Annotated in this window: 17 protein-coding genes; 15 read left to right on the top strand and 2 right to left on the bottom strand. The window is 68.0% G+C overall.

Annotation, left to right across the window (positions count from 1 at the left end; all coding sequences use genetic code 11):
* Positions 1 to 473: 473 nt before the first annotated feature.
* From IM697_RS06770 to drmB, 5 genes are all read left to right on the top strand, one after another.
* Complete coding sequence (locus tag IM697_RS06770) at positions 474 to 686, top strand: hypothetical protein (protein WP_194045642.1); 213 nt, start codon at positions 474 to 476, stop codon at positions 684 to 686.
* 193 nt (positions 687 to 879) lie between these two features.
* Positions 880 to 5,643, top strand: coding sequence for a DEAD/DEAH box helicase (locus tag IM697_RS06765; RefSeq protein ID WP_194045640.1), 4,764 nt, complete (start codon positions 880 to 882; stop codon positions 5,641 to 5,643).
* Positions 5,640 to 7,544, top strand: coding sequence for a UvrD-helicase domain-containing protein (locus tag IM697_RS06760; protein ID WP_194045638.1), 1,905 nt, complete (start codon positions 5,640 to 5,642; stop codon positions 7,542 to 7,544). The genes IM697_RS06765 and IM697_RS06760 overlap by 4 nt, the downstream gene beginning before the upstream one ends.
* The gene (locus IM697_RS06755) at positions 7,541 to 10,798 is read left to right on the top strand and encodes a helicase-related protein (protein ID WP_194045636.1); all 3,258 of its coding nucleotides are present in this window, start codon (positions 7,541 to 7,543) and stop codon (positions 10,796 to 10,798) included. Before IM697_RS06760 ends, IM697_RS06755 begins: the two co-directional genes overlap by 4 nt.
* Positions 10,795 to 12,660 carry a DUF1998 domain-containing protein gene (gene drmB / locus IM697_RS06750; RefSeq protein ID WP_194045634.1) on the top strand — a complete coding sequence of 622 codons (1,866 nt, stop codon included), beginning with the start codon at positions 10,795 to 10,797 and terminating at the stop codon, positions 12,658 to 12,660. The genes IM697_RS06755 and drmB overlap by 4 nt, the downstream gene beginning before the upstream one ends.
* Before the next feature lie 136 nt (positions 12,661 to 12,796).
* On the opposite strand, the gene IM697_RS06745 is transcribed toward drmB, so the two are convergent.
* Positions 12,797 to 13,471: an ATP-binding protein gene (locus tag IM697_RS06745; protein WP_194045632.1), complete on the bottom strand. Its 675-nt coding sequence runs from the start codon at positions 13,469 to 13,471 to the stop codon at positions 12,797 to 12,799.
* Between the two features lie 205 nt (positions 13,472 to 13,676).
* Between IM697_RS06745 and IM697_RS06740 the strand changes: the two genes are divergently transcribed.
* The 9 genes from IM697_RS06740 to IM697_RS06700 all read left to right on the top strand — a co-directional run bounded on the left by IM697_RS06740 (position 13,677) and on the right by IM697_RS06700 (position 19,703).
* Positions 13,677 to 14,522 carry a helix-turn-helix domain-containing protein gene (locus IM697_RS06740; protein ID WP_194045630.1) on the top strand — a complete coding sequence of 282 codons (846 nt, stop codon included), beginning with the start codon at positions 13,677 to 13,679 and terminating at the stop codon, positions 14,520 to 14,522.
* A complete protein-coding gene (locus tag IM697_RS06735) occupies positions 14,522 to 14,773 on the top strand; it encodes a DUF397 domain-containing protein (RefSeq protein ID WP_194045628.1) in 252 nt (83 codons plus the stop codon). Before IM697_RS06740 ends, IM697_RS06735 begins: the two co-directional genes overlap by 1 nt.
* A 223-nt stretch (positions 14,774 to 14,996) precedes the next feature.
* Positions 14,997 to 15,737, top strand: a complete 741-nt coding sequence (locus IM697_RS06730) for a DUF6879 family protein (RefSeq protein WP_194045626.1) — start codon at positions 14,997 to 14,999, stop codon at positions 15,735 to 15,737.
* Positions 15,734 to 16,582 (top strand): helix-turn-helix domain-containing protein, encoded by an 849-nt coding sequence (locus IM697_RS06725; protein WP_194045624.1) that lies wholly within the window; start codon positions 15,734 to 15,736, stop codon positions 16,580 to 16,582. Before IM697_RS06730 ends, IM697_RS06725 begins: the two co-directional genes overlap by 4 nt.
* Before the next feature lie 320 nt (positions 16,583 to 16,902).
* Positions 16,903 to 17,310 (top strand): hypothetical protein, encoded by a 408-nt coding sequence (locus IM697_RS06720; protein WP_194045622.1) that lies wholly within the window; start codon positions 16,903 to 16,905, stop codon positions 17,308 to 17,310.
* A gap of 200 nt (positions 17,311 to 17,510) precedes the next feature.
* A complete protein-coding gene (locus IM697_RS06715) occupies positions 17,511 to 17,948 on the top strand; it encodes a glycine-rich domain-containing protein (protein WP_194045620.1) in 438 nt (145 codons plus the stop codon).
* Positions 17,949 to 18,038: 90 nt separating this feature from the next.
* Positions 18,039 to 18,410: a hypothetical protein gene (locus tag IM697_RS06710; protein WP_194045618.1), complete on the top strand. Its 372-nt coding sequence runs from the start codon at positions 18,039 to 18,041 to the stop codon at positions 18,408 to 18,410.
* Between the two features lie 107 nt (positions 18,411 to 18,517).
* Positions 18,518 to 19,129 carry a DUF5753 domain-containing protein gene (locus IM697_RS06705; protein ID WP_194045616.1) on the top strand — a complete coding sequence of 204 codons (612 nt, stop codon included), beginning with the start codon at positions 18,518 to 18,520 and terminating at the stop codon, positions 19,127 to 19,129.
* 325 nt (positions 19,130 to 19,454) lie between these two features.
* Positions 19,455 to 19,703 (top strand): hypothetical protein, encoded by a 249-nt coding sequence (locus IM697_RS06700; protein ID WP_194045614.1) that lies wholly within the window; start codon positions 19,455 to 19,457, stop codon positions 19,701 to 19,703.
* 98 nt (positions 19,704 to 19,801) lie between these two features.
* Here the strand turns inward: IM697_RS06700 and IM697_RS06695 are convergent, their stop codons facing one another.
* Positions 19,802 to 21,127, bottom strand: coding sequence for a M20 metallopeptidase family protein (locus IM697_RS06695; protein ID WP_228044535.1), 1,326 nt, complete (start codon positions 21,125 to 21,127; stop codon positions 19,802 to 19,804).
* Between the two features lie 274 nt (positions 21,128 to 21,401).
* On the opposite strand from IM697_RS06695, the gene IM697_RS06690 reads away from it, so the two are divergent.
* Positions 21,402 to 22,124 (top strand): YqeB family protein, encoded by a 723-nt coding sequence (locus tag IM697_RS06690; protein ID WP_194049617.1) that lies wholly within the window; start codon positions 21,402 to 21,404, stop codon positions 22,122 to 22,124.
* Positions 22,125 to 22,568 lie beyond the last annotated feature (444 nt).

Here is a 22,568-nt window from a genome sequence, read left to right as displayed (position 1 = left end):
TCAACCAACAGTTGATCGAGATCGATCACCCGGATCGCTTCAGTCCAATGTCCAACTTGCCTGGAATGATCCAGCTCCTCCCCGTGTGTGGCACTTCCGCAAGCCGAGCGGCCAACTCCCTTGAGGGGGCGGGGGGTTGGGTTGCACGATGGAGTGAATGCCGGATACGTTGGTTGACGATGGGGATCCCATCTCGCTCGCAAAACCCGAAATCGGGAGCCGGGCGGCCTTAGGAGAGGTGCGCCCAAATTCCGATCCCATGGCCAGCCGACACCTCCACAGACCTCTGCCGAAAAGCCGCTCCGAGAAAAGACTGGCTGCACGAGACTTCCATCCGCTAGCTTAATTCGAGGGGAGGGGGAGGAAACCTCACCTACGGCGTCAACTTGTCTATTTCGTTTTCACACGGGGGGCGTGTGCCCAAATACACCCCTGTGCAGCTGCAGGATGCGACCCAAACAGGGGTGTACTAGATGAATGAGCAGGACAGTGAATCGTTGGACTCGCTTCGGGAGTCGAGCGTATTCGAGCTGGCGGTTAAGACAGCGGAGAGCAAGGCCGAGGTTCTGGAGATGATTCGCGAACACGACCTGTCCGAGGAGGCATTCAGTAACAGGTTCCCCGTCCTGGCGAAGGTGGCCCAGGGGCTGCCGGACGTTCCGGACGAGACCGCTCCCCCGGCCTGATTCAGCACGTCACGGGCCCCAAGTCTCGGTCTCGCAACAACCGACGCCTTCACCGTGAGCCATCCGCTCCACGAAGGCACTGTGGAAATTCACGCCCAGCGCCACGACGAACACGGGCCGGCCGACGAAGTCGGCGGCCGGCCCGGCCGTTCACCCTTTCGTCCGGACCTTTGACCCCAGGAGCGCAGAAGCAGTGCCGTCTTCGTCCTCGCCTGTAATTCGAACCGTTCTCGAACAGTCCTCGCGTGTCCTGCAGACATACGCCGTGGACCCCGGTCTCGTGGCCGAGCACGCCAATGGCGAGCGCCGTATCACCCAGGGCGGGTATGGCGACCGTCAGCTTTTCGAGCTCGTTCAGAACGCGGCGGACGAAATGGCCGACGAGTCGGGTGGGCGAGTTTATGTCGTCCTCACTGAAACTCACTTGTACTGCGCGAACGAGGGAAATCCGGTGACCCCGGAAGGCGCGGAGACAATCCTCCGGATGAGCATGTCGAAAAAGCGTGGCGGCCAGATCGGGCGTTTCGGAGTGGGCGTCAAATCGGTTCTCGTGGTGACCGACGCACCGGAATTCTTCAGCAGCAGCGGAAGTTTCGGATTCGACCGCGCCTGGTCGTACGAGCAGATCAAGGCCGTTCCCGGCGTGACAGCCCGCTACGGCCCGGAGTTCGACGCCCCGGTGCTGCGGATGGCCCGCCCGCTGGACGTACAGGCCGAGCGCGCTTCCGATCACGTCCTGAACGAGCTGTTGGACTGGGCCACCACCGTCGTTCGTCTGCCCCTGCTCCGGAAGGCGGATGACCGGCTGGGCCGAGACATGCACGGCGGTCGCGCCAAGGACCACGGCGAGCCTCGCGAGGAGTTCCCGGTCGGCTTCCAGCTCTTCTCGCCGCACGTCGCGAAGGTCGTGCTGGAGGACCGCCGGCCCCGCCCCATGGCCCGTCGGACTCTGACCGCCCGGCAGACCGGCGATCTGCACACCGTGGTCGAGGAGCGGACCGGCAAGGCCGTCGCCACCGATCGGTGGCGCGTGTTCACCACCTCCCACGAGCCCGGTCCGAGTGCCCGCGCGGATGCCGGAGAGCTGCACGACCGGCTCTCGCTCGAACTCGCCTGGGGCGTTCCCGCCCTGGAGAAGGACCAGGAGAGCGGCCTGTACGTCAGCCCTCGATCGCGGGGACGCGGCAAGTTCTGGTCCTTCTTCCCGACCAAGTACGAGATGTCGCTGAGCGGCATCCTCAACGGCGCCTGGAAGACGAACGAGGACCGACAGAATCTGCTGGACTCCTCCCCGTTCAACCAGGAGATGATCCGGGTGTCGGCGAAGCTGGTCGTCGACTCCCTTCCGGCCCTGGCACCCGCCGAGGACCCGGGCGCCTACCTCCCCCTGCTGCCCGGCCGTGTCAAGGAGGCGATCAGCTGGGCCGACGAGTTCCTGACGCGGGAGATCTGGGACCGCACCGCGGACCGCCCGTCCCTGCCCGACCAGGACGGCGTCCTGCGCATCCCCACGGAGTTGCGGATCCACCCGCGGCTGGACAGGGACCCGAAGAAGCTGACCAGTTGGCTGCGGATGTGGAACGAGTGCCCCGGGCGCCCGTCGAACTGGTTGCACCCGAGCGCCGAGGCGGACGCCCTGCGCTCCGGAAAGGTCGAGCACATCATCGGCGCGTCCGGACACGGGCGGACCGATGTCCGGGCGTGGCTGGAGGCCCTGGTCGAGACGGGCACCCCCGAGGCGTCGGCGGTGGCTGTTCGCATCCTCGCGGACATGATCGAGTCCCACTCCCCCTATGCCGAGGAGGCCCGCAGGGCCCGCATCGTGCTCACCGAGGAGCACGGTCTCGTCGCCCCTGTGCACGGCAAGGTGTTCCGCAGGGCCGACCAGGGCGGACTGCGCGAGGCCCTGGTGTACGTGGTCGACGAACTCGCCCATGATCCGTCACTGGCTCACGCGCTCAACATCCTGGGCATCCGGGAGGCCGATGTCGACGGCCGGTTCGTCAGCGTCCTCGATCAGGGCTTCGACCACTACAGCGACTCGGACTGGGAGCGGTTCTGGGAACTGTTCCGTCAAGCCGGGGTCCGTCGGCTCGCCCACAAGGTCCTGGAGCGGGTGGTCACTCCGCGCTCGACGCTTCGGGTGCGGACCGCCGACGGTCGGTTCCGACCGGTCGAGGACTGCATGCTGCCGGGTGCCGTCGTCGACACGAAGCGCGACCCCAGCATCGCCGTCGACATGGCGTTCCACTCCGACGACACCCCCTTCTTCGCCCAGATCGGTCTGCGAGAACGGCCGTCGGGCGGGGTGCAGCCCCAGGAGGGCGAGGCGTGGTTCGAGGAGTACCGCGAAGCCTTGCACGCCGCCTACCTGCGCGGCCTGGACAGTCGCGCCCCACGCCCCTCGCTCAACCGGATGAAGGTCGAGGGCGCCGCGATAGGCGGCCCGCTCCACCTCTTCCGTGCCCTCTCCGAGGAATCCCGCGCCGCTTTCCTGAAGGTGTTGCCCGACGACGCCGTGGTGGGCAACTGGACGCGTCAGATCGGCGCGCAGACCAGTACCCGCCAGGCTGTGCCCTCGCCGATCCTGTGGATGCTCAGGCGGTTCGGCACGATCGCCACCTCCCAGGGGATCAAGCCGCTGAAGGAGGCCGTCGGCCCCCAACTCGCGGGCTACAAGGACGTGCTGCCGGTCGCCGACATCTCCCCCGAGAAGGCCCGCAGGCTACGGCTCCCGACCACCGTCGACGAGGTTCCGGCCGACCGCTGGGACGCGCTCCTCGACGAGGTGACCCGCAGCGAGGACGACACCTTCGTCGGCGCCACCTACGTGATGCTGACGCGGTTCGGCGCGGACTTTCCCGAGGACGCCCTGACCCGTTGCCGGATCGGCGACGCCTGGGGCGCCCGTCCCGACGACGAGATCACGATCGCCGTCGGAGCCGCCCAGTACCGGGCATTGCGCGCGGAGCAGCTCCCCGCGCTGCTCGTGCCGACCGCCGACGATGCCGAGCTGATGATCGAGAAGTGGGGCATGCTCCGGTATGCCGACGTGATCAGCCGGGAGACTCGCGAGGTGCCGGAGGGCGAACCCGTGCCCGTGGTCGAGCTGTTCCCCGCCCTGCGGCAGCGACTGAACAGCGGGAACCGGAACAGCATGGTGCAACGGTGCGGCGAACTGGAGGAGGTCACCCGTACACCCAACGGCACGCACGCCTCCCCCCTGGACGCCGTGCGCCAGGACGGCACCGTCAAGGTCCGAGTTCCTCTGGACCCCGAGCCGATGCTGCGCCTGATCGACCGCGAACTCCGCCTGGGCCTCGGCGCCGACGGGTGCCGGGCGGTGCTGGAGCACCAGGAACGCATGGCCCGGGACAGCGAGCTGAAGGCCGCGCAGAAGGCGGTGCGCGAGGCCGAGGACGTGGTGGCCAAGATCGAACTGCTGGTCGGTGCGGACGCGCTCAGGACCGGGCTCCCCGAGGGGTTGATGGAGGCCGAGCTGCAGGCGACCGACGGCGTGGAGCCGTCCGGGCGCCGGATCGCGCAGATGGCGTTCAACGCGCACGGCGACGGAGTGCTCCAGCAGCACGCCCGGGACATCCAGGCGCGTTTCCCGAACGCCCCCGTCGCATACGGCGGTTCGTCGGCGGCCATCGCGTTCGTCTCGGAAATGAAACTGCCCGTCGCGTTCGCCGGTTCGAGGACTCCGTCCCCGCCTCCCTTCGAGACCGTCGAGGGCCCCCGGGACTTCCCGAGCCTCCACGAGTACCAGGAGGACCTGGTCCGGAACATCTCCACCATGCTCGACCGACTGGCCCCCCAGCGCGGCATGCTGTCCCTGCCCACGGGCGCCGGCAAGACCCGGGTCACCGCCGAGGCCGTGATCCGCTGGGTGAAGCGGGTCGGCGACCTCAAGGGTCCGCTGCTGTGGATCGCGCAGACCGAGGAGCTGTGCGAACAGGCCGTCCAGAGCTGGAAGTTCGTCTGGAACAAGGTCGGCGCGGAACGACCGCTGACCATCAGCCGGCTGTGGAGCACCAACGAGGTCGGGAACGTGGTCGACCACCCGCACCTGGTGGTCGCCACCGACGCCAAGCTGGAACGGTGCCTGGGCACCGACCAGTACACCTGGCTGCGTCAGGCCGCGCTGGTGATCGTGGACGAGGCGCACACCGCCATCTCCAAGCGATACACCGAGATCCTCGGCCAGCTGGGACTCACCCAGTACGAGACCGGCCGGCATCTCCTCGGCCTGACCGCCACCCCGTTCCGGAACCGCAACGAGGAGGAGACCCGCCGTCTGGCCGGCCGCTTCGGCAATCGGCGACTCGACGAAGGAGTCTTCCCGTCGGGCGACCCGTATCGCGACCTCCAGGACTGGGGGATGCTCGCCCAGGTCGAGCACCGCACCCTCGAGGGCGGCAGTATCGAACTCACCCGGGACGAGAAGACGCACGCCGATCGCATGGCCGTGCTCTCCCGCTCCGCCGAACAGCGGCTCGCCGACGACCACCCGCGCAGTCGGCGCATCGTCGACTGCGTTGCCGAACTGCCGGACGACTGGCCGACATTGCTCTTCGCAACCTCCGTCGACCACGCCAAGTACCTGGCGGCCATGCTCAACGACCGGGGTGTCCGGTCCGCCGCCGTGGACTCGACGACCAGTGCGCAGGACCGTCGTACTCGCATCGAGAACTTCCGAAACGGACGAATCCGGGTCCTCACCAACTACGGTGTGCTCACCCAGGGATTCGACGCCCCGGCCACTCGTGCCGTGGTGGTGGCCCGGCCGGTCTACAGCACCAACGTGTACCAGCAGATGATCGGTCGTGGACTGCGCGGACCACGCAACGGCGGCAAGGAAAGCTGCCTGATCCTCAACATCAGCGACAACATCACCAACTTCGACACGGACCTCGCCTTCAATGAGTTCGAGCACCTCTGGAGCCGGAAGTGACCGACGCCTACCAGGACAGCCCTTCGCTCACCGACGAGCAACAGGCCGTGGTCGAGCAGCCCTGGGACGCGCGGGTCCTGGTCACGGCGGGCGCCGGGGCGGGCAAGACCCACACCCTGGTGCGCAGGCTCGACGCTCTCTGTGGCCACGAGGATCCCGACCAGGCGCTGGAGGCCGCCGAGATCCTGGTGCTCACCTTCTCCCGCGCCGCCGCCCGAGAGCTGCGTGAACGAATCACCCGGCACGGGGAACGAGCCCACCGGGTGCGTGCCCGGACGTTCGACGCGTGGGCCTACGAGGTCCTCCTCCAGGCACATCCGGACGGCGAGTGGGGAGCGGCCAGCTTCGACGAGCGGATAGCCGCCGCGACCCGCGCGATCGAGAAGGGTGCGCTGGACGTCGGCGATGCCGTCCCGCCTGCTCATGTCGTGATCGACGAGGTGCAGGACCTGCTGGGTGGGCGCCGCGAGTTGGTGGAGACGCTGCTCGACCGCTACCAGGACAGCTGTGGCTTCACCGTCGTCGGAGACGCCGCCCAGTCCGTCTACGGCTTCCAGATCGAGGACCTGAGCGAACGCGCCGACGAGACCGGCCGGTTCTTCGACTGGCTGCGTTGCTCCTATCCCGACGACCTGGTGGAGCTGCGCCTCACACGGAACTTCCGGGCCGGCACAGCCGAGGCCCGGGTGGCGCTGGCGCACGGCTCCCGTCTCCAGCAGCTGAGCGATCCGGACGAGGCGGAAACGCTCTACGACGAACTGCGCGACCTGCTCCTGGACCCGGCGAACGGCATGGGCGGCCTGGACGACGAGTTCACCCTTGACGGCCTGCGGGACCTCTCCGACACATGTGCCGTGCTCACCCGCGACAACCAGCAGGCCCTCGTGGTCTCCGGCCTGCTGCACGCGCACGGCATCGACCACCGGCTGCGGCGCCCGCTGGAGGAACGTCCGGTACCTCACTGGGTGGCCGAGTTGCTGCGGCGCACGGAGGCGACCGGCCTCACCGAGGACCGGTTCCGTGCTCTCCTCTCGGAGATCTCTCTCCCGTACGAACCGAATGCCACCGCCCTGTGGACGGTGCTGCGTCGGGTCGCGCGCGGAGCCGGGCGCGGTGTGCTCGATCTGGACCGGCTGCGCCGCGCGGTCGCCGACGGCAGATTCCCCGACGAGGCGGCTGAGCCGGAGACATCCCGGATCGTGGTCTCGACCGTTCATCGGGCCAAGGGCCTGGAGTTCGACCGGGTGATCGTCCTCACGCCACCGACCGTCGCGGATCTCTGCAAACGGTACGAGGAGGAGCTGGACCTCCCGGCCGAGGCCCGAGCTCTCTACGTGGCGATGACTCGTGCCCGTCAGGACCTGTACCACGTGGCCCCGCCCGAACTGCCGCACTTCAAGTGGGCCGGGCACCGGCGCCACGGCCGTCGTTTCCTAGGGTCATGGCGGTCGTACGACAGGTTCGGGATCGTCGCCGACGCCGGTGACGTCTGCCGGGACAACCCGCCCGGCCACGAGAGGGACGCCGTCGCCACCCAGTCGTATCTCCTGGAACAGGTCCGCCCCGGCGAGGAAGTGCTGCTGCGCAGGCGTCACGATCTGCCGATGGGTGAGACACAGAGCCCGCCCTACGTCCTGGTGCACGACGGGCGGGAGATCGGCGAGGCGTCGACCGGATTCCGGGAGGATCTGTTCGAGGTGCAGAAGGTGAATCGTACGTGGGATCCCTGGTGGCCCGACGAGATCCACGGCCTGCGGATCGACAGCCTGGAAACCGTGACGGGCAGCACAGCCGCCGGCGCGAACGCCGGCCTCGGTGAGCGAGGCGTGTGGATCGCCCCGCGGATCACCGGCATCGGCCGATACCGAAGAGCCGACAACCACGAGGAGCAGGGCGCATGACGCAGGTGCCAGGCCGACATGCCGAGCACTACCGGGTCCGGGACGAGGAACTCCTGGTGGGGCTCCGTCGTGAACTCCTCGGCCCCTCCGAGGACGCCGAGCCGGACGACCAGGGCGAGGTTCTCACCCAGGACGCGCCGATCGACCGCTATCTGACCGGCGTGCTGTATCCGCGTGCCATGGACAGCACGGCGAAGGAGCGGCAGGACGAGGACGCCGCCGAACAGGAGGGCCTGGACTCCGCCCCTCTGCTCCGCGGCGAGGACGTCGAGGAGTCCGGTACCGCGCAGGAGGTCGGCGCCGCGGGGGACAGGCGCCCCTCCTCGATGGGCCTCACCTTCGCGGTCGATCCGGCCATAAGCGGTTCGATCGTGGTCTCGGCCCGCGCGGCTGTGTACGCGCCCACCGATGCCGACGGCAAGCCAGTACCCGCCCGCCGCGCGGAGGCTCGTACCACCGCCGACCAGCGGGAGCAGTGGCGGCGCAGGGAACTAGCCCTCCCTGACCAGCCCATCGACGTGACCCGGCCGGATCCGAGGAAGACGATCGCACTCACTCCGGAAGCCGCGTTGCACGTCAATGTGCGGCGTCCCGACCCGACCACCGGCACGGTCACGATCACGGTCACGCTCATCAACTCCCAGAAGGTCGGCGAGCGCGATCTCCAGGACGCCTTCTCCCTGTTCCAGTGCGCTCTGAAGGTCCGGGCCGCCGACGGCTCCACCGCATTCGTGGAGCGTCCCGCCCCGGCCGCCGCCCACGACCCGGAGATCGCCACGAGTCGATTGCTGCACCGCCATGCCCCGACCTTCGCGGTCGGCCACGGCTGCGCGGCCGAATGGGACTGGACTCCGCCGCCGATCGGCATGACCGACGCCCGCCCGGCCGCCGTTCCCGAGGTCAGGAGCCAGTTCGTACCCACCGTGGACGTGCTGCTCACCGACTCCAACCCGGAGATCGACAGCTCGGCACTTTCCATGATGGGGCTGGCGGAAAAGTCGGACTCCGAGATTCTCGCTGCTCTGGAGGAGCTCGCCGCGGGTTACGGGCGCTGGATCGACCGCAAGACGGCCGAGGCGGAGGCCTTGACGGGCGACACCCACGAGATGGCTGCGCGGCACCAGGTGGAGGCCTGCCTCGAAGCGCTCGGTCGCGTCCGCGCGGGCATCGAATTGCTCCGGACCAAACCCGATCTGATGAAGGCATTCCGGCTCGCCAACCGTGCCATGGCCGAGCAGCGCGCCCGCAGCGCGTGGGTGAAGAGCGGTCGAGTCGGCGTTCCCGACCCGGCCGCCGGTCGCTGGCGCCCCTTCCAGATCGCCTTCGTGCTGCTGTGCCTGGCCGGCATCGACGATCCCGAGCACCGCGACCGACAGGTCTCCGATCTGCTCTGGTTCCCGACCGGTGGTGGCAAGACGGAGGCGTATCTCGGGCTGATCGCCCTCACGTCGTTCCTGCGTCGCATCCGCAATGGTGCGGATGGCGGCGGTGTCACCGTCCTCATGCGCTACACGCTGCGGCTGCTCACCCTTCAGCAGTTCGAGCGCGCGGCGATCCTGCTCTGCGCCATGGAGCGCATGCGGCGCCGGATGCCCGAGTTGGGCCATGAGGAGTTCTCCGTCGGGATGTGGGTGGGGCGTTCGGCCACCCCCAACACGCTGGCCGTGGCAGGCTTGAAGCTCGACGAACTGCGGAGGAACCTCGACAAGCGCCTCGCCACCGAGAATCCCGTCCAGTTGCACGCCTGCCCGTGGTGCGGGACCCGCCTCGACGCTCGGAACTACGAAGTCGACGAGGATGCCAAGCGGATGTGCGTCCGATGCCCCGGCGCGGGCTGCGACTTCGCCGACGGCCTGCCCGTCCACCTGATCGACGAGGCGGTGTACGACGCTCGGCCGACGCTGGTGATCGCCACCGTCGACAAGTTCGCGTCGATGCCGTGGCGTCCCGCGACCTCCGCGCTCTTCAACCGCGACGACGACCCGGACGGCGGCACCCCTCCCCCGGAACTGATCGTCCAGGACGAACTCCATCTGATCTCCGGCCCGTTGGGGACCCTCACGGGCCTCTACGAGACCGCCGTGGATGCTCTCGCCAGCCAGCCCAAGGTGATCGCCTCCACGGCGACCATCCGTCGTGCCGCCGATCAGGGCCGCCACCTGTTCGCCCGCGAAGTGAGGCAGTTCCCGCCCGCCGGTCTGGACTCTCGAGACTCGTGGTTCGCCGTGGAGACGCCGGGCGAGGAGAAGGCGAGCCGTCGCTACGTCGGTCTCCTGGCCCCCGGCACCAGCCAGTCCACCCTGCTGATCCGCACGTACGCCACCCTGTTGCACCGGGCCAAGCACGCGAAGACCGGGGACGAGGTGCGCGACGCCTACTGGAGTCTCGTCGGCTACTTCAACAGCCTGCGACTGCTGTCGGCGGCCGAACTCCAGGTCCATGACGACGTGATGGCCTATCTGGATCTGCTCGCCGCGCGTGAGGGCGTGGAGGCCCGCTCGGTCGCCAACTACTCGGAACTGACGAGTCGTATCGACGCCAGCGAGATCCCCACCCGCCTCAAGGGCATCGAGAAGCGGCTGCCCGACGAGGACACCGTGGACGTCCTGCTGGCCACGAACATGATCGCCGTCGGCGTGGACGTGGACCGCCTCGGTCTCATGGCCGTGATGGGCCAGCCGCAGACGACCGCCGAGTACATCCAGGCCACCAGCCGGGTCGGCCGCGCCCATCCTGGCCTGGTCGCGGTGATGCTCAACTCGACCCGATCCCGGGACCGTTCCCACTACGAGAGCTTCCAGCACTTCCACTCGGCCCTTTACCGCGAGGTCGAGTCCACCTCCGTCACACCGTTCTCCGCCCGCGCCCGCGACCGGGGTCTGCACGCGGTGATCGTTGCCCTCGCCCGCATCATGATCCCCGCCGCCAGGCCCAACGAGGGCGCCGGCCAGGTCGAGTCCTACGAGCACGTGCTCCGGGGCCGCATCAAGTCGATCCTCCTGGCACGCGTGAACGCGGTCACCCCGGAGGAGACCGACGCCGTGTCCCGGGCCTTCGACGAGTTCGTCGATTGGTGGTGCGACGAGGCCGACATCCACAGCGGCCTGCTGTTCGAGCCTCAGAGGAGCACTCGCGCCCCCTCGCTCCTCAAGGCGTACGACGACGAGTCCGAAGACGCCGATGCGTGGTCCACGCTGTGGAGCCTGCGCGATGTCGACGCCGAGTCAGCCCTGTTCATGGAGGCAACCCGATGACCCCGCCCCCCGCCCGCCGTCGCAGAACCGGCACGAACGGTGCCGCACCCGCCCACAACCTTCCTCGGCGCGGAGCTGTCCGCCGGGCGCAGGCGATCACCACGTACGGCGTCGGGTCTCTCATCGCCGTCGACCATGAGTCCTTCGTCGTCTCGGGACTGGACGAGGCGGAGCAGAGCTGGAGCCGTGGTGAGTCCCCGCGGATCCACGAACGGCGCCTGGCCCGGCTGCTCGACGTCGACTACTTCCGGCTGCCGCCCGCTTCCGACGACACCAGCAAGGACGGTATCCGGGTCCGCCGGTTCCCCTTGATGCACTCCTGCCCCGACTGCAACGACCTGCAGCGACACCGTGACTTCAACTCGCCCGCCGGTCGAAGCGTCTGCGGCACCTGCGAGGTCGACCTCGTCCCCTCCCGTTTCATCGTCGCCTGCGAGGCCGGGCACCTCGGTGAGTTCCCGTACTGGCAGTGGGTGCACCGCTCCAAAGACCGCGGTGCCTCGACGACGGCACAGTGCGGGGGGAAGCTCAAATTGCGTACGTCCGGGCATACCGCCTCGCTCCGCTCCATCCTCGTCTCCTGCACCTGTGGGCAGGCGCCCGAGGTCTCGATGGAGGGCTCATTCCGCAGGAACGCACTGAAGGATCTGGGGCTCAAGTGCCGCGGCCCCCGCCCGTGGCTCGGTGCGTCCGCGCCCGCTCAGGAGTGCGGACTCCTCCAACGCACCCTCCAACGCGGTTCTTCGGCGGTGTGGCAGCCGGTGCTGAAGTCGGCGCTCTCCATCCCACCGTGGAGCGACGGCCGCGCGGATCCGCTCGCCGAACACTGGGACGCGCTCCGTGAGTACGACGAGCGAGATCACGTCGAGATCTACCTCAAGGGCGTGTTCAAGGGAAAGTGCCCCGTACCGCTGGACGAGGTGATGGCGCTCCTCGATGCGGAACGCGAGGAGGACCCCGACGGTGAAGCGGCACCCACCTTCGACCACCGCTACCGCGCCCTGCGCAACAAGGAGTACGAGCGTCTCCGCTCGGGCAACGACGAGAGCGAGCACTCCCGCGATGAGCAGTTCGTCTGCGAGACCCCGCTGGGTGATCAGAGCGTGCTCGACCCGCTCGGTGTCACCGGCCCGATGCTGGTCAAGAAGCTCCGCGAGGTGCGTGCCCTGAAGGCGTTCACGCGGCTCATCGACGCCGAGTCGACCACCGACTCCAAGGAGATGCCCCTGTCCGAACGCCCCTTGCGCTGGCTTCCGGCCATGGAGGTGCGGGGCGAGGGAGTGTTCCTCCGCCTGGACGAGGATCGACTCGGCGCCTGGGAGAAGGCTCCGGCCGTGGCAGCCCGGGTCGAGCGCATGCGTACGGCCCACCAGCGGGTGCTGGAGCAGCGTGCTGACGACCCGAGCAGTGTCGTCCCCTCCCCCGCAACCCCTCGCATGGTGCTGCTGCACACTCTGGCCCACATCCTCATCAACGAGTGGAGCCTGGAGGCCGGCTACCCGGCCGCGGCCCTGCGCGAGCGCCTGTATGCGGCCGACGACATGGCCGGGATACTCGCCTACACGGCGACGAGTGACTCCGCGGGCAGCCTCGGCGGTCTCGTCGCCCAGGGCGAACCTGATCGCCTCGACCAGACGATCCGTTCCGCCGTCCGCAGAGCCGAATGGTGCTCCTCCGACCCGCTCTGCATCGAGTCCGAGGCATCCGGCACCGGCGGAACCAACCTCGCTGCCTGCCACGCCTGTGTGATGCTCCCGGAGACGAGTTGCGAGCACAACAACATCCTGTTGGACCGCGCGTTGCTCGTCGGTACCCCGGACGATCCTCACGTGGGCTTCTTCGCGAAGATGCTGGGCTACTGACGTCCACCCGACCGTGGGGCACAGCCACCGATCCGCGCCGTTCACGACCGATGCTGTAAGGCGGGGACTGGCGGCCGCACCATGGCCGCCGGGTGGCCGCCTGCTTCGAGGGGGCCGGATTATGCCTACACCGTCATCACACGGCATGGCGGTCCTGGCCCTCGAACGCCGCGGTCTTGGCCTCGAAGTGAGTCTGCGCCCGGTCCAGCAGCTCATCGGCATCGCAGCCGTGGGCTCTGAACCAGTGGAGGAGGTCCGTGATGACGTCGATCGCCGCCTCCTCGGTCATCCTCATGGTCAGCCTGCTCGGGCCCGGCTCCCTGCGGTCTCTCACCGCCGCGCAGCCGCCCAAAAGCGCTTCGGCCCGCGAGAAGCCGGGTCCGCAGGCATGCCCGTTCGGCGAGGAGAGCGGTGTGGCCAGCTCGCACCAGATCACCTTTCGATCGGCATGCAGGTCCACTCCCCAGCGGTCGGTAACCGCATCGACAAGGCCCATACCCCGCCCGGTCTCGGAGTCGGCGCCCCCTTCCTTGAGAAAGGGGAGCGCTCGCGTATCCGGGTCGTGGACCTCGATACGGAGATACGTGCGGTTCATGCAGACGACGAGGGTGGTCGGCGTTCCGGGGCCCACATGGTTGATCACGTTGGCCACGAGCTCACTGACACAGAGTTGGGCCACCTCGATCGACTCATGCAGGCCCCATAGCGTCAGGTGGGCCCGCAACAAGCGCCGAAGAGAGGCCACCTCCTCGGGCTCTGCCCGGAACGGAAGCCTCCACGGTTTCCGCTGCGCGCACCTAGCACCGTTCATGATTCAACTCCTCGACCAGTCCGCCGAGTTGCCCTACGCATCTCGACACACACAGAGAGAGTTGCATTGGAACTCTCAAAATGGAACTCTCACATCGATCGGGCGGGAGCGTAGCCCCATGGCGTACGCCCCGGGCGCACGCCACCTTGCAGTCACTCGCGAGGAAACTGGACGATCTGACTGATCGACACGAAAGGCCTTGAACATGGCAGTCGGACCCACCACCCGTAGACGTCAGCTAGGAGCCGACCTGCGTCGTCTACGCGAGCTCAAGGGGCTGACCCTTGAGGAAGCAGGGTCGCGAGTCGGTATCTCGAAGGCGACGCTCAGTCGCTATGAGACGAAGGAGGGCGCAGTCAAGTGGCCTGCTGTCGATGCCCTCTGCCGGGAGTACGACGCCTCCGATGAGGAGCGTCTCGCACTTGTGGAGCTGGCCAAGGGCGCCAAGATCCAGGGCTGGTGGCGTTCCCTCGCTGATCCCGTCCCTGAGTCCATGAATCTCATGCTCACCCTTGAGGACGAGGTCGTACGCGAAGACCACTACGCGTGCATGTACATCCCCGGGCTCCTCCAGACCCGGGCCTATGCCGAGGCCGTTCACCGAGCCTCGGAGGTGCAATGCCCCGAGCGGGAAGTGCAGCACATGGTCGACATCCGCATGAAGCGGCAGGAACTCCTGGAGCGAGACGAGCCACCGCACATCTGGTGCGTGATCGACGAGGCAGCGCTGCGACGCCGAGTGGGTGGTCGCGACGTGATGCAGAACCAGCTCCGGCACCTGCTCACCATGTCCCAACTGCCACACATCACCGTCCAGGTACTGCCGTTCTCAACGGGCGCACACGCGGCTGCCGTCGGTAGCTTCGTGGTCCTTCGCGGTCCGGATCCGGAGCTGGACGTGGTGTACGTGGACCTGCTGGGCGGTGGGCTCTTCATGGAGAAGCGCCTAGAGCTGGAGCGTTATAGGTTGGCGTTCGAGTACCTCAGCGCACAGGCACTCGATCTTGAGTCCTCGGCGGAGATCATCCACCGTATAAGCAAGGAGCTCTGATGACGGCGCCCTCGAAGCTCCGGTGGTTCAAGTCCTCTTACAGCGGTGGGAGTGGGACCGAGTGCGTGGAGTGTGCGTATGTCTGCGATGGCATCCTCGTACGCGACTCCAAGCGTGATGGTAGCCCCGTTTTGGCGGTCCAGGGGCGGGCGTGGCGATCCTTTACGGACGCTCTCGGTCAACGCTCGCAGGCAATGGCCAGCACCATTGGGGGCGCCGCGCTGTGCCCTACCCGCAGCAACCGGTCCTAGGCAGACGGTAGCCAGCAAGCCGAATCCCGAGTTCTCGAGCGGGTCGTCGCTGCCGTGCCCTTCGAGGCTGACGAGACCCGTTACGTCCTGCAGCCCCGCACACTGACCTGGTTGCGCGCAACCCACGCCTACGCCGCCAGATGCGCAATCCGCTGCAATTCTTGAGCGCACCAGAGCCCGCAACCGGATCCTGGATCTCCACCCACCACAGCTGGAGGGCGACATGACGCTCAGGTTCCTCGGCACAACCAGCGACGACGGCGACTGCCCCACCCTCTACGACATCGAAGGCACGGACGAGATCCTCGTCCAAGGTGAGCGAGAGACCAACCCGGAGCACCTCGCCCAGCTCCGGGACGTCAAGGCGTCCGAGACCTTCGTCCGCGTGCCACGCAGTCTGCTGACCCGCTTCGCGCCGAGGAGTGACGCCCCCGAACTCCAGCCGTTCGCCTCGATCTCCCATCTCTTCCGCGACTTCAAACACGCGGCTTGGCGCCTGGAAACGCGCCGCGGCTACGCATCGGACCGCAACAGCCCCAAGTGGCCCCGATTCCTCGCAGGCGAAGACATTGCCCGCGACCCCGACAACGCCTGGCGCGAGAACGTCCGCGCACAGACGGAGCAGGGCAAGCGGTTCGAGCGCGTTCGGCTGGTCGACGAACCGGCCACCCAGGGGCAGGAGTTCCTCCTGGCCAGTGCGCCCAGCAACATCACGGCGGGCGAGGACATTCGCTGCCTGACTCGCGCCCAGGCGCGGGAGTTGCGGCTGCCAGACTACGACTTCTGGCTCTTCGACTCCAAGGTCCTCGCGCGCTTCGCCTTCGATGATGAGGACACAACTCTGGGCGTGTATGTCACTCAGGACCCGGCCGAAGTCCTCGCCGCTTGCCAGGCCCGGGACGCTGCCTGGCACCATGCGGTGCGTGCCGAAGAGTTCGCCAGGCGGGTACGTTCCACCGTGTGAGTACGGACTACCAGACCGCAAGGGAAGCCCTCGGCGCGCGGCTTCGTGAGCTGCGCACCGAGGCCGGTCTGGAAGGCAAGGAACTTGCCGCCAAGCTGGGCTGCCAGCCGTCGAAAGTGTCGAGGCTCCAGAACGGCAAGCAGACCCCGTCCGCGGCGGACCTGACCGCTTGGGCCCAGGCATGCGGTCGCCCGGAGGCCGAGGCAGAGCTCCAGGGGCTCCGGGCCGGGCTGGAGATGAAGCAGCGGCACCGGTCTTGGCGTCGCCAGCTCGCCGGCGGGCATCGCGGTCGGCAAGAGATCGCCGTGCGCCAGACCGAAGCCACGAAGACCATCCGCGGGCTTGAGGTGTCCCGTGTTCCCGGGCTGTTCCAGACGCCGGAGTACGCCCGCGTCATCTTCGAGACCAACGCGGAGTTCCGGGGAATCCCGGCCACGACCGAAGCTGCCGTCGAGGCTCGGATGCGCCGCCAGGAGTCGCTGTACGACCCCGAGAAGACTTTCCGGTTCCTGCTGTGCGAGGCGGCCCTCTACCACCGCTCGTGTCCCGTTGACGTGATGGCTGAGCAACTGGACCGGCTGTACAACCTGGTGGGCCAGCGCCGGATTGAGATCGGCATTCTCCCGTTCGGCTCTCGGCTACGTCGTACGGCCCCGCACGCTTTCTGGATCTACGACCGCAGGTTGGTCATCGTCGAGACGATCAGCGAAGAGCTGTGGCTCACCGGCGAAGACGACATCCAGCTGTATGAGCGGGCATGGGACTGGCTTGGCGAGTCTGCGGAGTACGGCGTGCCGGCGCGCCGTCTGATCGGTCGGGCGAGGGCGTCTTTGGACCTCGTGTAGGCAACCAGCCGCAAGCGCAGCTCCCACGGACGCAATCAGGCGCAATCGCAGCGCAGGCACGCAATCGTGCTGTCTAACGTCCTGGTCATGGCCTCAAAGTCCGCCCGGTCCATCCTGCAAGCAGGACAAGACCGGCTCCTTTCCATCACTCGGAACCCCACTGCCGTACGTCGCGTGGGGACCGCTGACGATCTCACTCGCATTACCGGCGGCAAGCACTGGCGCGTAGCCATCCCGGACCGCTCCGGACGCTTGACCGACCCGGCAGCGCCCGGCACTGCGATGGGCCTGGATGGAGCACTCCCTGCGGAGGCGTTCGGATGACGAGCACTGCAGCCTCGTCCCCTGCAACGGACGGCGGACGCGATCACCCGTCGCTCGGCGACCTCCTCGCAGCGTCAGCGACCAGTCTTCGCCGGAGCACCGCGGTGCAGGCCCTCGTAGAAGAGGAGAAGCTCCTGGCCCTCGACAACGTTCGTGCAGCACTCGTGGCCAAGGAGGACGGTGTCATGACGTGCCGGTGGCAGAGCTTGGCAGCACGCCTCTACACGCTCGATCTCGACGAAGGAGAGCGTGCGTTCCTTGGATTCGTGCTGTCGATGGTCGGGGTGCGCCAATGCCACCTGGCCGCCATAGAGCATCTCGACGAGCGGCGCCTGAAGATCGTTCTTCAGGCGGTCGTGCGGCTCGCCGGCAACGACCGGATCGCAATCGGCGCGCGGCTCTGAGCCTTCGCCTTCAAAAGCTCGCCGACCAGCCGCCTGCGTGACTCACCGGCTGGAACCGGTCACTACTCGGCACGCCTGGAGATGGCCACGCGAAGGTCCTCCAGTTGTGAGAGGCATCTGTGCCCCGCGCCGGATCAACCCCGCCAAGCCTCTGCTCCGACCCCAACCATCAACGGTTCAAGCCCGAAGGGGGCCACCCGATGACAATCACCATCGCCACCGAACCCCGCACCGGCCGCTCCCTGGTCACCGACACCGAGTTCGACATGCTCGCCGCGTTCTGCGCCGACGAGTACAGCCTCGAGCGCTGCGTCGCCGACCGTGTCCTCGACCAGGCCCTCGCGCTCGTCTACGTCATGGGCACGACCCGTTCGGGAGCCGCCATGGCTCCGTCCCAGCAGGTCGACCCCGGTTGGCACACGCTGATTCTGCACACAGACTGGTACGCCAATTGGTGTCAGGAGCAGTTCGGTTACTTCCTGCACCATCAGCCGAACTCGAAAGTCCGCACGCGCGGCCTGATGACCGACGTCGTCGGCAGGATCCGAGCGGCCGGCTTCGATGTCGACGAGCGGCTGTGGGGCACCGCCGCTGACTGCAACGCGCCCGCCTGCTGCGGCGACGGCCCCTGCTGCTGAACCGGCTTCCTCACGGCCTCCCCTGTAAGGCGGGTTGGCCTACGCCGGACCGACCCGCCCTCCCCTCTGCGCCAGAACGGACCCCGCCCCGTGCCCCTCACCGAGCTGACCGCGACCAGCCGCGTGACCGTCTTCCCCCTCGAAGATCTCTCGGTCGCGTACACCACCCAGTCCAGCGATCAGCGCGGCCTGGGCGACATCGGCCTTGTCGCCGTCGTCGACGCACACAGCGACGGGGACGAGCTGTGGCAGCTGGCCCGCGAGCTCGGCGGCCGTACCGGTTACCAGGACCAGGCCCGATGGATCCTCACCCAGGCCAGTCGTGCCCGGATGGTCAACGCCTACGCAAGCCTGCCCGACGCGATCTGGAAGGCATACATCCGTCGTCGCCTCGTTCTCGACGCACTCTTCGCGAACCACGACGTCCTCATGACCGGCCGCATTGTCCTTGTGGCGCCATGAGCAAGTGGCTTGCTTTTCATGGCATTTAGTGCCGCTTGAGCCAAGTCCGACCTCCGCGGGTAGTTACCGAATCGCCTTACTCGACAACCGATCTCAGGAGGGATGTGGTGACCAGTTCGACCCCGTGGCAGCAACGGCTGTCCACTGGTACGGAAGCCATCCAGGACGAGATGATCCGCTGGTACCAGCAGTCACGGCGTGGCAGGGCATACGTCCCCGACATGGTCTGGGGCACGCTCCAGACCGAAGCGTATGCGACGGTGATCCTCCGCAGGGTCGTTGACTTCCTCGATGTCCCGGACGACGTGCCGGCGGGAGTGGCCAAGCGGATGGAGCGCCAGCAGGTCCTGTACGACGGTGAGCACCACTACGACGTGGTCCTCGGCGAGCAGGCCTTGTACACGAACATCGGCGGACCGAAGGTCATGTGCGAGCAGATGGAACGTCTCCTGCGCGACATCGACCTGCCGTCGCTCTCCCTCGGCGTTCTCCCCGCAACAGCGGAGGTGGACGTGATTCCAATGCCCGGGTTCAACATGAACGACAGCGGCCAAGTCAGCTACGAACTCGTCTCCTCGGGAGTGGACATCACCGACCAGGTCGAACTCACCCTTCATGACAAGGCGTTCAACGCCTTGAGTAGTGCTGCGAGCCATGGGGACGCCGCCAAAGAGGTGATCGGCAAGACTCTGGGCTTCTGGAGCGAGATGGCGGCATGACGACGATCGACGGTGAGGTCTCCGTCGAGGGTGCGGGTACCGGGATGCTCGGCCGGTGGTGGATCTGTGGGCAGGCTGACGGTCCGGACTGTGGGTGGGGGTGAGCTCATCGCGGACGGGTGGCGAGTGGCGGGTGCCCCGGACGAAGAAGTGAGGAAGCCGACGTAGCTGATGGGGGCTCATCGCGCGGCGAAGCTGATTGGGCCTCATGGGCGTGGCCCGTATGGCAGCTTCGATGAGCGGAGTGGTGCATATCGGATTAGCCTCCCAAATGAGCGCTAAGTGGATCTTTAGTGGCGCGCTCTACTCGAAACAAGGAGGAGACATGCGCAAGCTTCAGAAGGCCGCTCTCGCGGCCGCGATGGTCGGGACCCTCAGCCTCATAGCCACCGGCTCCGCCACCGCGCAGCCCGCGCACGACGACCACGGCCATGGCCATTGTCACTCGCACGACTTCAACATCGACATTCTCGGTCAGGTCGGGTTGCTCAACGGTCTTGCGGGCAACCTGCTCAATGGTGAGGGGCACCCCGGCGCGCAGTTCAACGACGTCGGGTCCGACTGCCACCACTGAGCGACAGCGCATCTCATGTAGTTCGACGAGACAGGGCCCGGTGCCCGGGTGAGAAGCCCGGGCACCGGGCCCTTCGTCCATCGCGGGTGCCGCGGTGGTCAGCGGTCTTCCGCAACGGCTTGGTGGGTCCGCTTCGCGAGCCAGCCCGCCATGGCCCGTACGCCGAGGTCGATGGCTCGCTCGTCCGGGGCGAAGTCGGGGTAGTGCGGATAGCTGCGGGTGATGGGGGTGGCGGGAGTGCGGACGCCTAAGAAGGTGAACGTGCCGGGGAGGCGGTTCAGGTACAGGGCGAAATCCTCGCCGCTGAAGGGTGGGAAGGCGGCGTGGAGTGTCGTCACCGCGTCTCGACCGAAGGTGCGGCGGAGGTGGTGGGCGAGCACGCGGCCTTCGCGTTCCGGGCAGAGCATGGCGGGGAAGGGGGCGGTGGGGAAGCCGACCGCGGCGCCTGGGTATGACTGGGCCAGGCTGCGGATGTGCTCGCGCACCTCCAGGTACCGCTCCTGCGGCCAGCAGCGGTAGGACACGCTCACCTTGGCCTCCTGTGCTCGGGCCCGGATGGCCACGAATCGGGCCAGTGGGCCGTCGGGTGTCTGGGCTTCGGCGACGATTCGCTCCAGGTCCGCGGGGGTCTGCGGCAGCGCCACCGTCGCCAGCTCACCGATCCCGTCCGCCAGTCGTCGCGCGGCGTCGGGCGCGTCCGGCCCTGCGAGCGTCACTTCCGCCTTGTCCTGGCCCGGCATCCCGTAGCCCGCGGTGGTGGCGAACCGGCCGACGGGGACCGGTCCGCAGTGCAGGGCGTGGATCTCCTCCACGCCGGTGCGCTCCAGCACCCCCGCGTCGATCATCGCCCGGGCGCCGGACAGGGTCTCCTCGGCGGGCTGGAAGAGGAAGACCACCGTTCCGCTCAGATGCCGCCGCAGCCGCGCCAGGACCTGAGCGACGCCGAGGGCCACCGCGGTGTGGACGTCGTGTCCGCAGAGATGGGCCGGTGCCGGGCCGCCCCCGACGATGTCCGTGGGCGGCACCGCGTCCATGTCCGCCCGGTAGGCGACGGTGCGGCCCGGACGCGAGCCCCGCAGGACCCCGACGACGCCGTGGCCGCCCACCCCGGTGCTGACGCTCAGCCCCGCCGCCCGCAGTTCCCGGGCCACCACACCCGCCGTACGCTGCTCCTGGCCAGGCCCCTCGGGGTGTCGGTGGATGTCCCGGCGTAGCTGAATCAGCCCCTGCTTCACGCGCGCCGCCTCGGCGTCCACCGACCCTTGCTGCACTGGCCGCTCCCATTCGTCGGCGACGCCCCTCCCCGCGGCTCCCCACGCGATTGCCGCACCGGCTCCTGCCACGCCGGCCAGCAGGGTACGGCGCGCGGGAAAACGCTCCAGCTCCGGCTCCAGCTGCAGTTCCGGGTCTATAGGACGATCCACTGTTCCCCCTTCAGGGTCCTTCACGATCCTTGAGGCGGACTTCCGGCTCCGCGGGAAGCCCGCATACGGCACGATCGCCGCCCTCACACGCCTTTGCCCATCCGGTGGACCACCACTTCGGGGTGGGGACAGCCCCATCAGGCGACCAAAGTCGCGGCGTCGTAGACCATCGGCCGATGACCGGGCGTACGGACCTCGCCAGACTCGGCAGGGCAGGAAAGTGAGCCGGCTGAAGAGTGAGTCGGCTGGGATGGGGATGGGAGAGCGGGGCGGTATGGGGGCGGGGGATGTGCGGCGTGTGGGGCTCAGCGGGGGTGTGGGGGCCCGCAAGGTCACTGTTCTCGCTGAGTCGGCCTGGTCGCTGACGTTGTTCTGGGTGGCTTGCGGGGGCGTTGTCGGCTGGCTGGTCACCCTTCTTGCCGATTGGTTCGTGACGTTGTCCTGGGCGCCGTTGCAGGGGCCCGCCGAGCTGCTGAACTCCGTTCCGGAGCCCTGGCAGACCGTCGGTGCCGTCGGAGTGGGGGCCGTACTGGGGCTGGTGGTCGGGTTCACCGCGCTGCACGAGTCGCTCGCCGTCAGCGTCTCGCCCAGTCGGGTGGAGCTCCGGGTCAGGGACTCGTCGCAGGAGTTCGGGCGTGACGAGGTCGCCCTGGCGGTGCGGGACGGCAAGAAGCTCGTGCTGCTCGGGCCGGACGGCATGGAGATCGCTCGGGAGACCTCCGAGCTGTCCTGGTCCAAGGTTGCCGAAGCCTTCGCCGAACACGGATACCGGTGGGCGGACGAGGATCCGTACCGGGCGGAGTTCAGGCTCTGGGCTCCCGGGATGCCGGGGCTGCCCGAGGGGGCGGACGCGCTGCTGCGGGCCCGTGCGGTGGCCCGCGAGAAGGACGGGGGTGCCGAGGACGCCCGGGAGCTGCGCGGGGAGTTGCTGCGGCTCGGCGTCGTCGTACGTGATGAGAAGCGGCGGCAGTACTGGCGTATGCCTCGGGGTTCCTGACGGTCCGGGCCGGACGAGGACGGACCGCCTCCGTCTGGGCCGGACGGGGGTGGGCGAACGAGGTGATACTCCCGTTGCCCTCCCCTGTCGTGGCCTTCGTCCGAACCGATCGGATCGGGCCTCCGCCGCACCGTCGCCCCATCGGCTGAGAGGATTGCGCCGACCGTGGAGGAAGAAGGGGGTTGAGCGTGATCGTGCTCGCCTTGGTCGGCGTTCTGCTGCTTGTCGTCGGGGGATGCGTGTGTGTCGTGTGGGCGTCGCGGGGTGGGCCGCGCTGGGTGCGCGTGGTGGCCAACGTGACCCTGGGGATGGGCGAGGTGGTGCGGCTGTTCGCCCGTAGCGGGCGGAGGTCCGGGTCCGGGTCCGGCTCGAGTTCGGATTCCGGCTCCGGCGATTGACGTCGTACGGCCGATACAGGAAGCGGACGGGCCGCACCGAGCAACA

Origin of the sequence: Streptomyces ferrugineus (genome assembly GCF_015160855.1) — a bacterium.
Taxonomy (GTDB): domain Bacteria; phylum Actinomycetota; class Actinomycetes; order Streptomycetales; family Streptomycetaceae; genus Streptomyces; species Streptomyces ferrugineus.
Note: the sequence above shows the minus strand (reverse complement) of the source record. Positions and strands in the feature narration are given on the sequence as shown.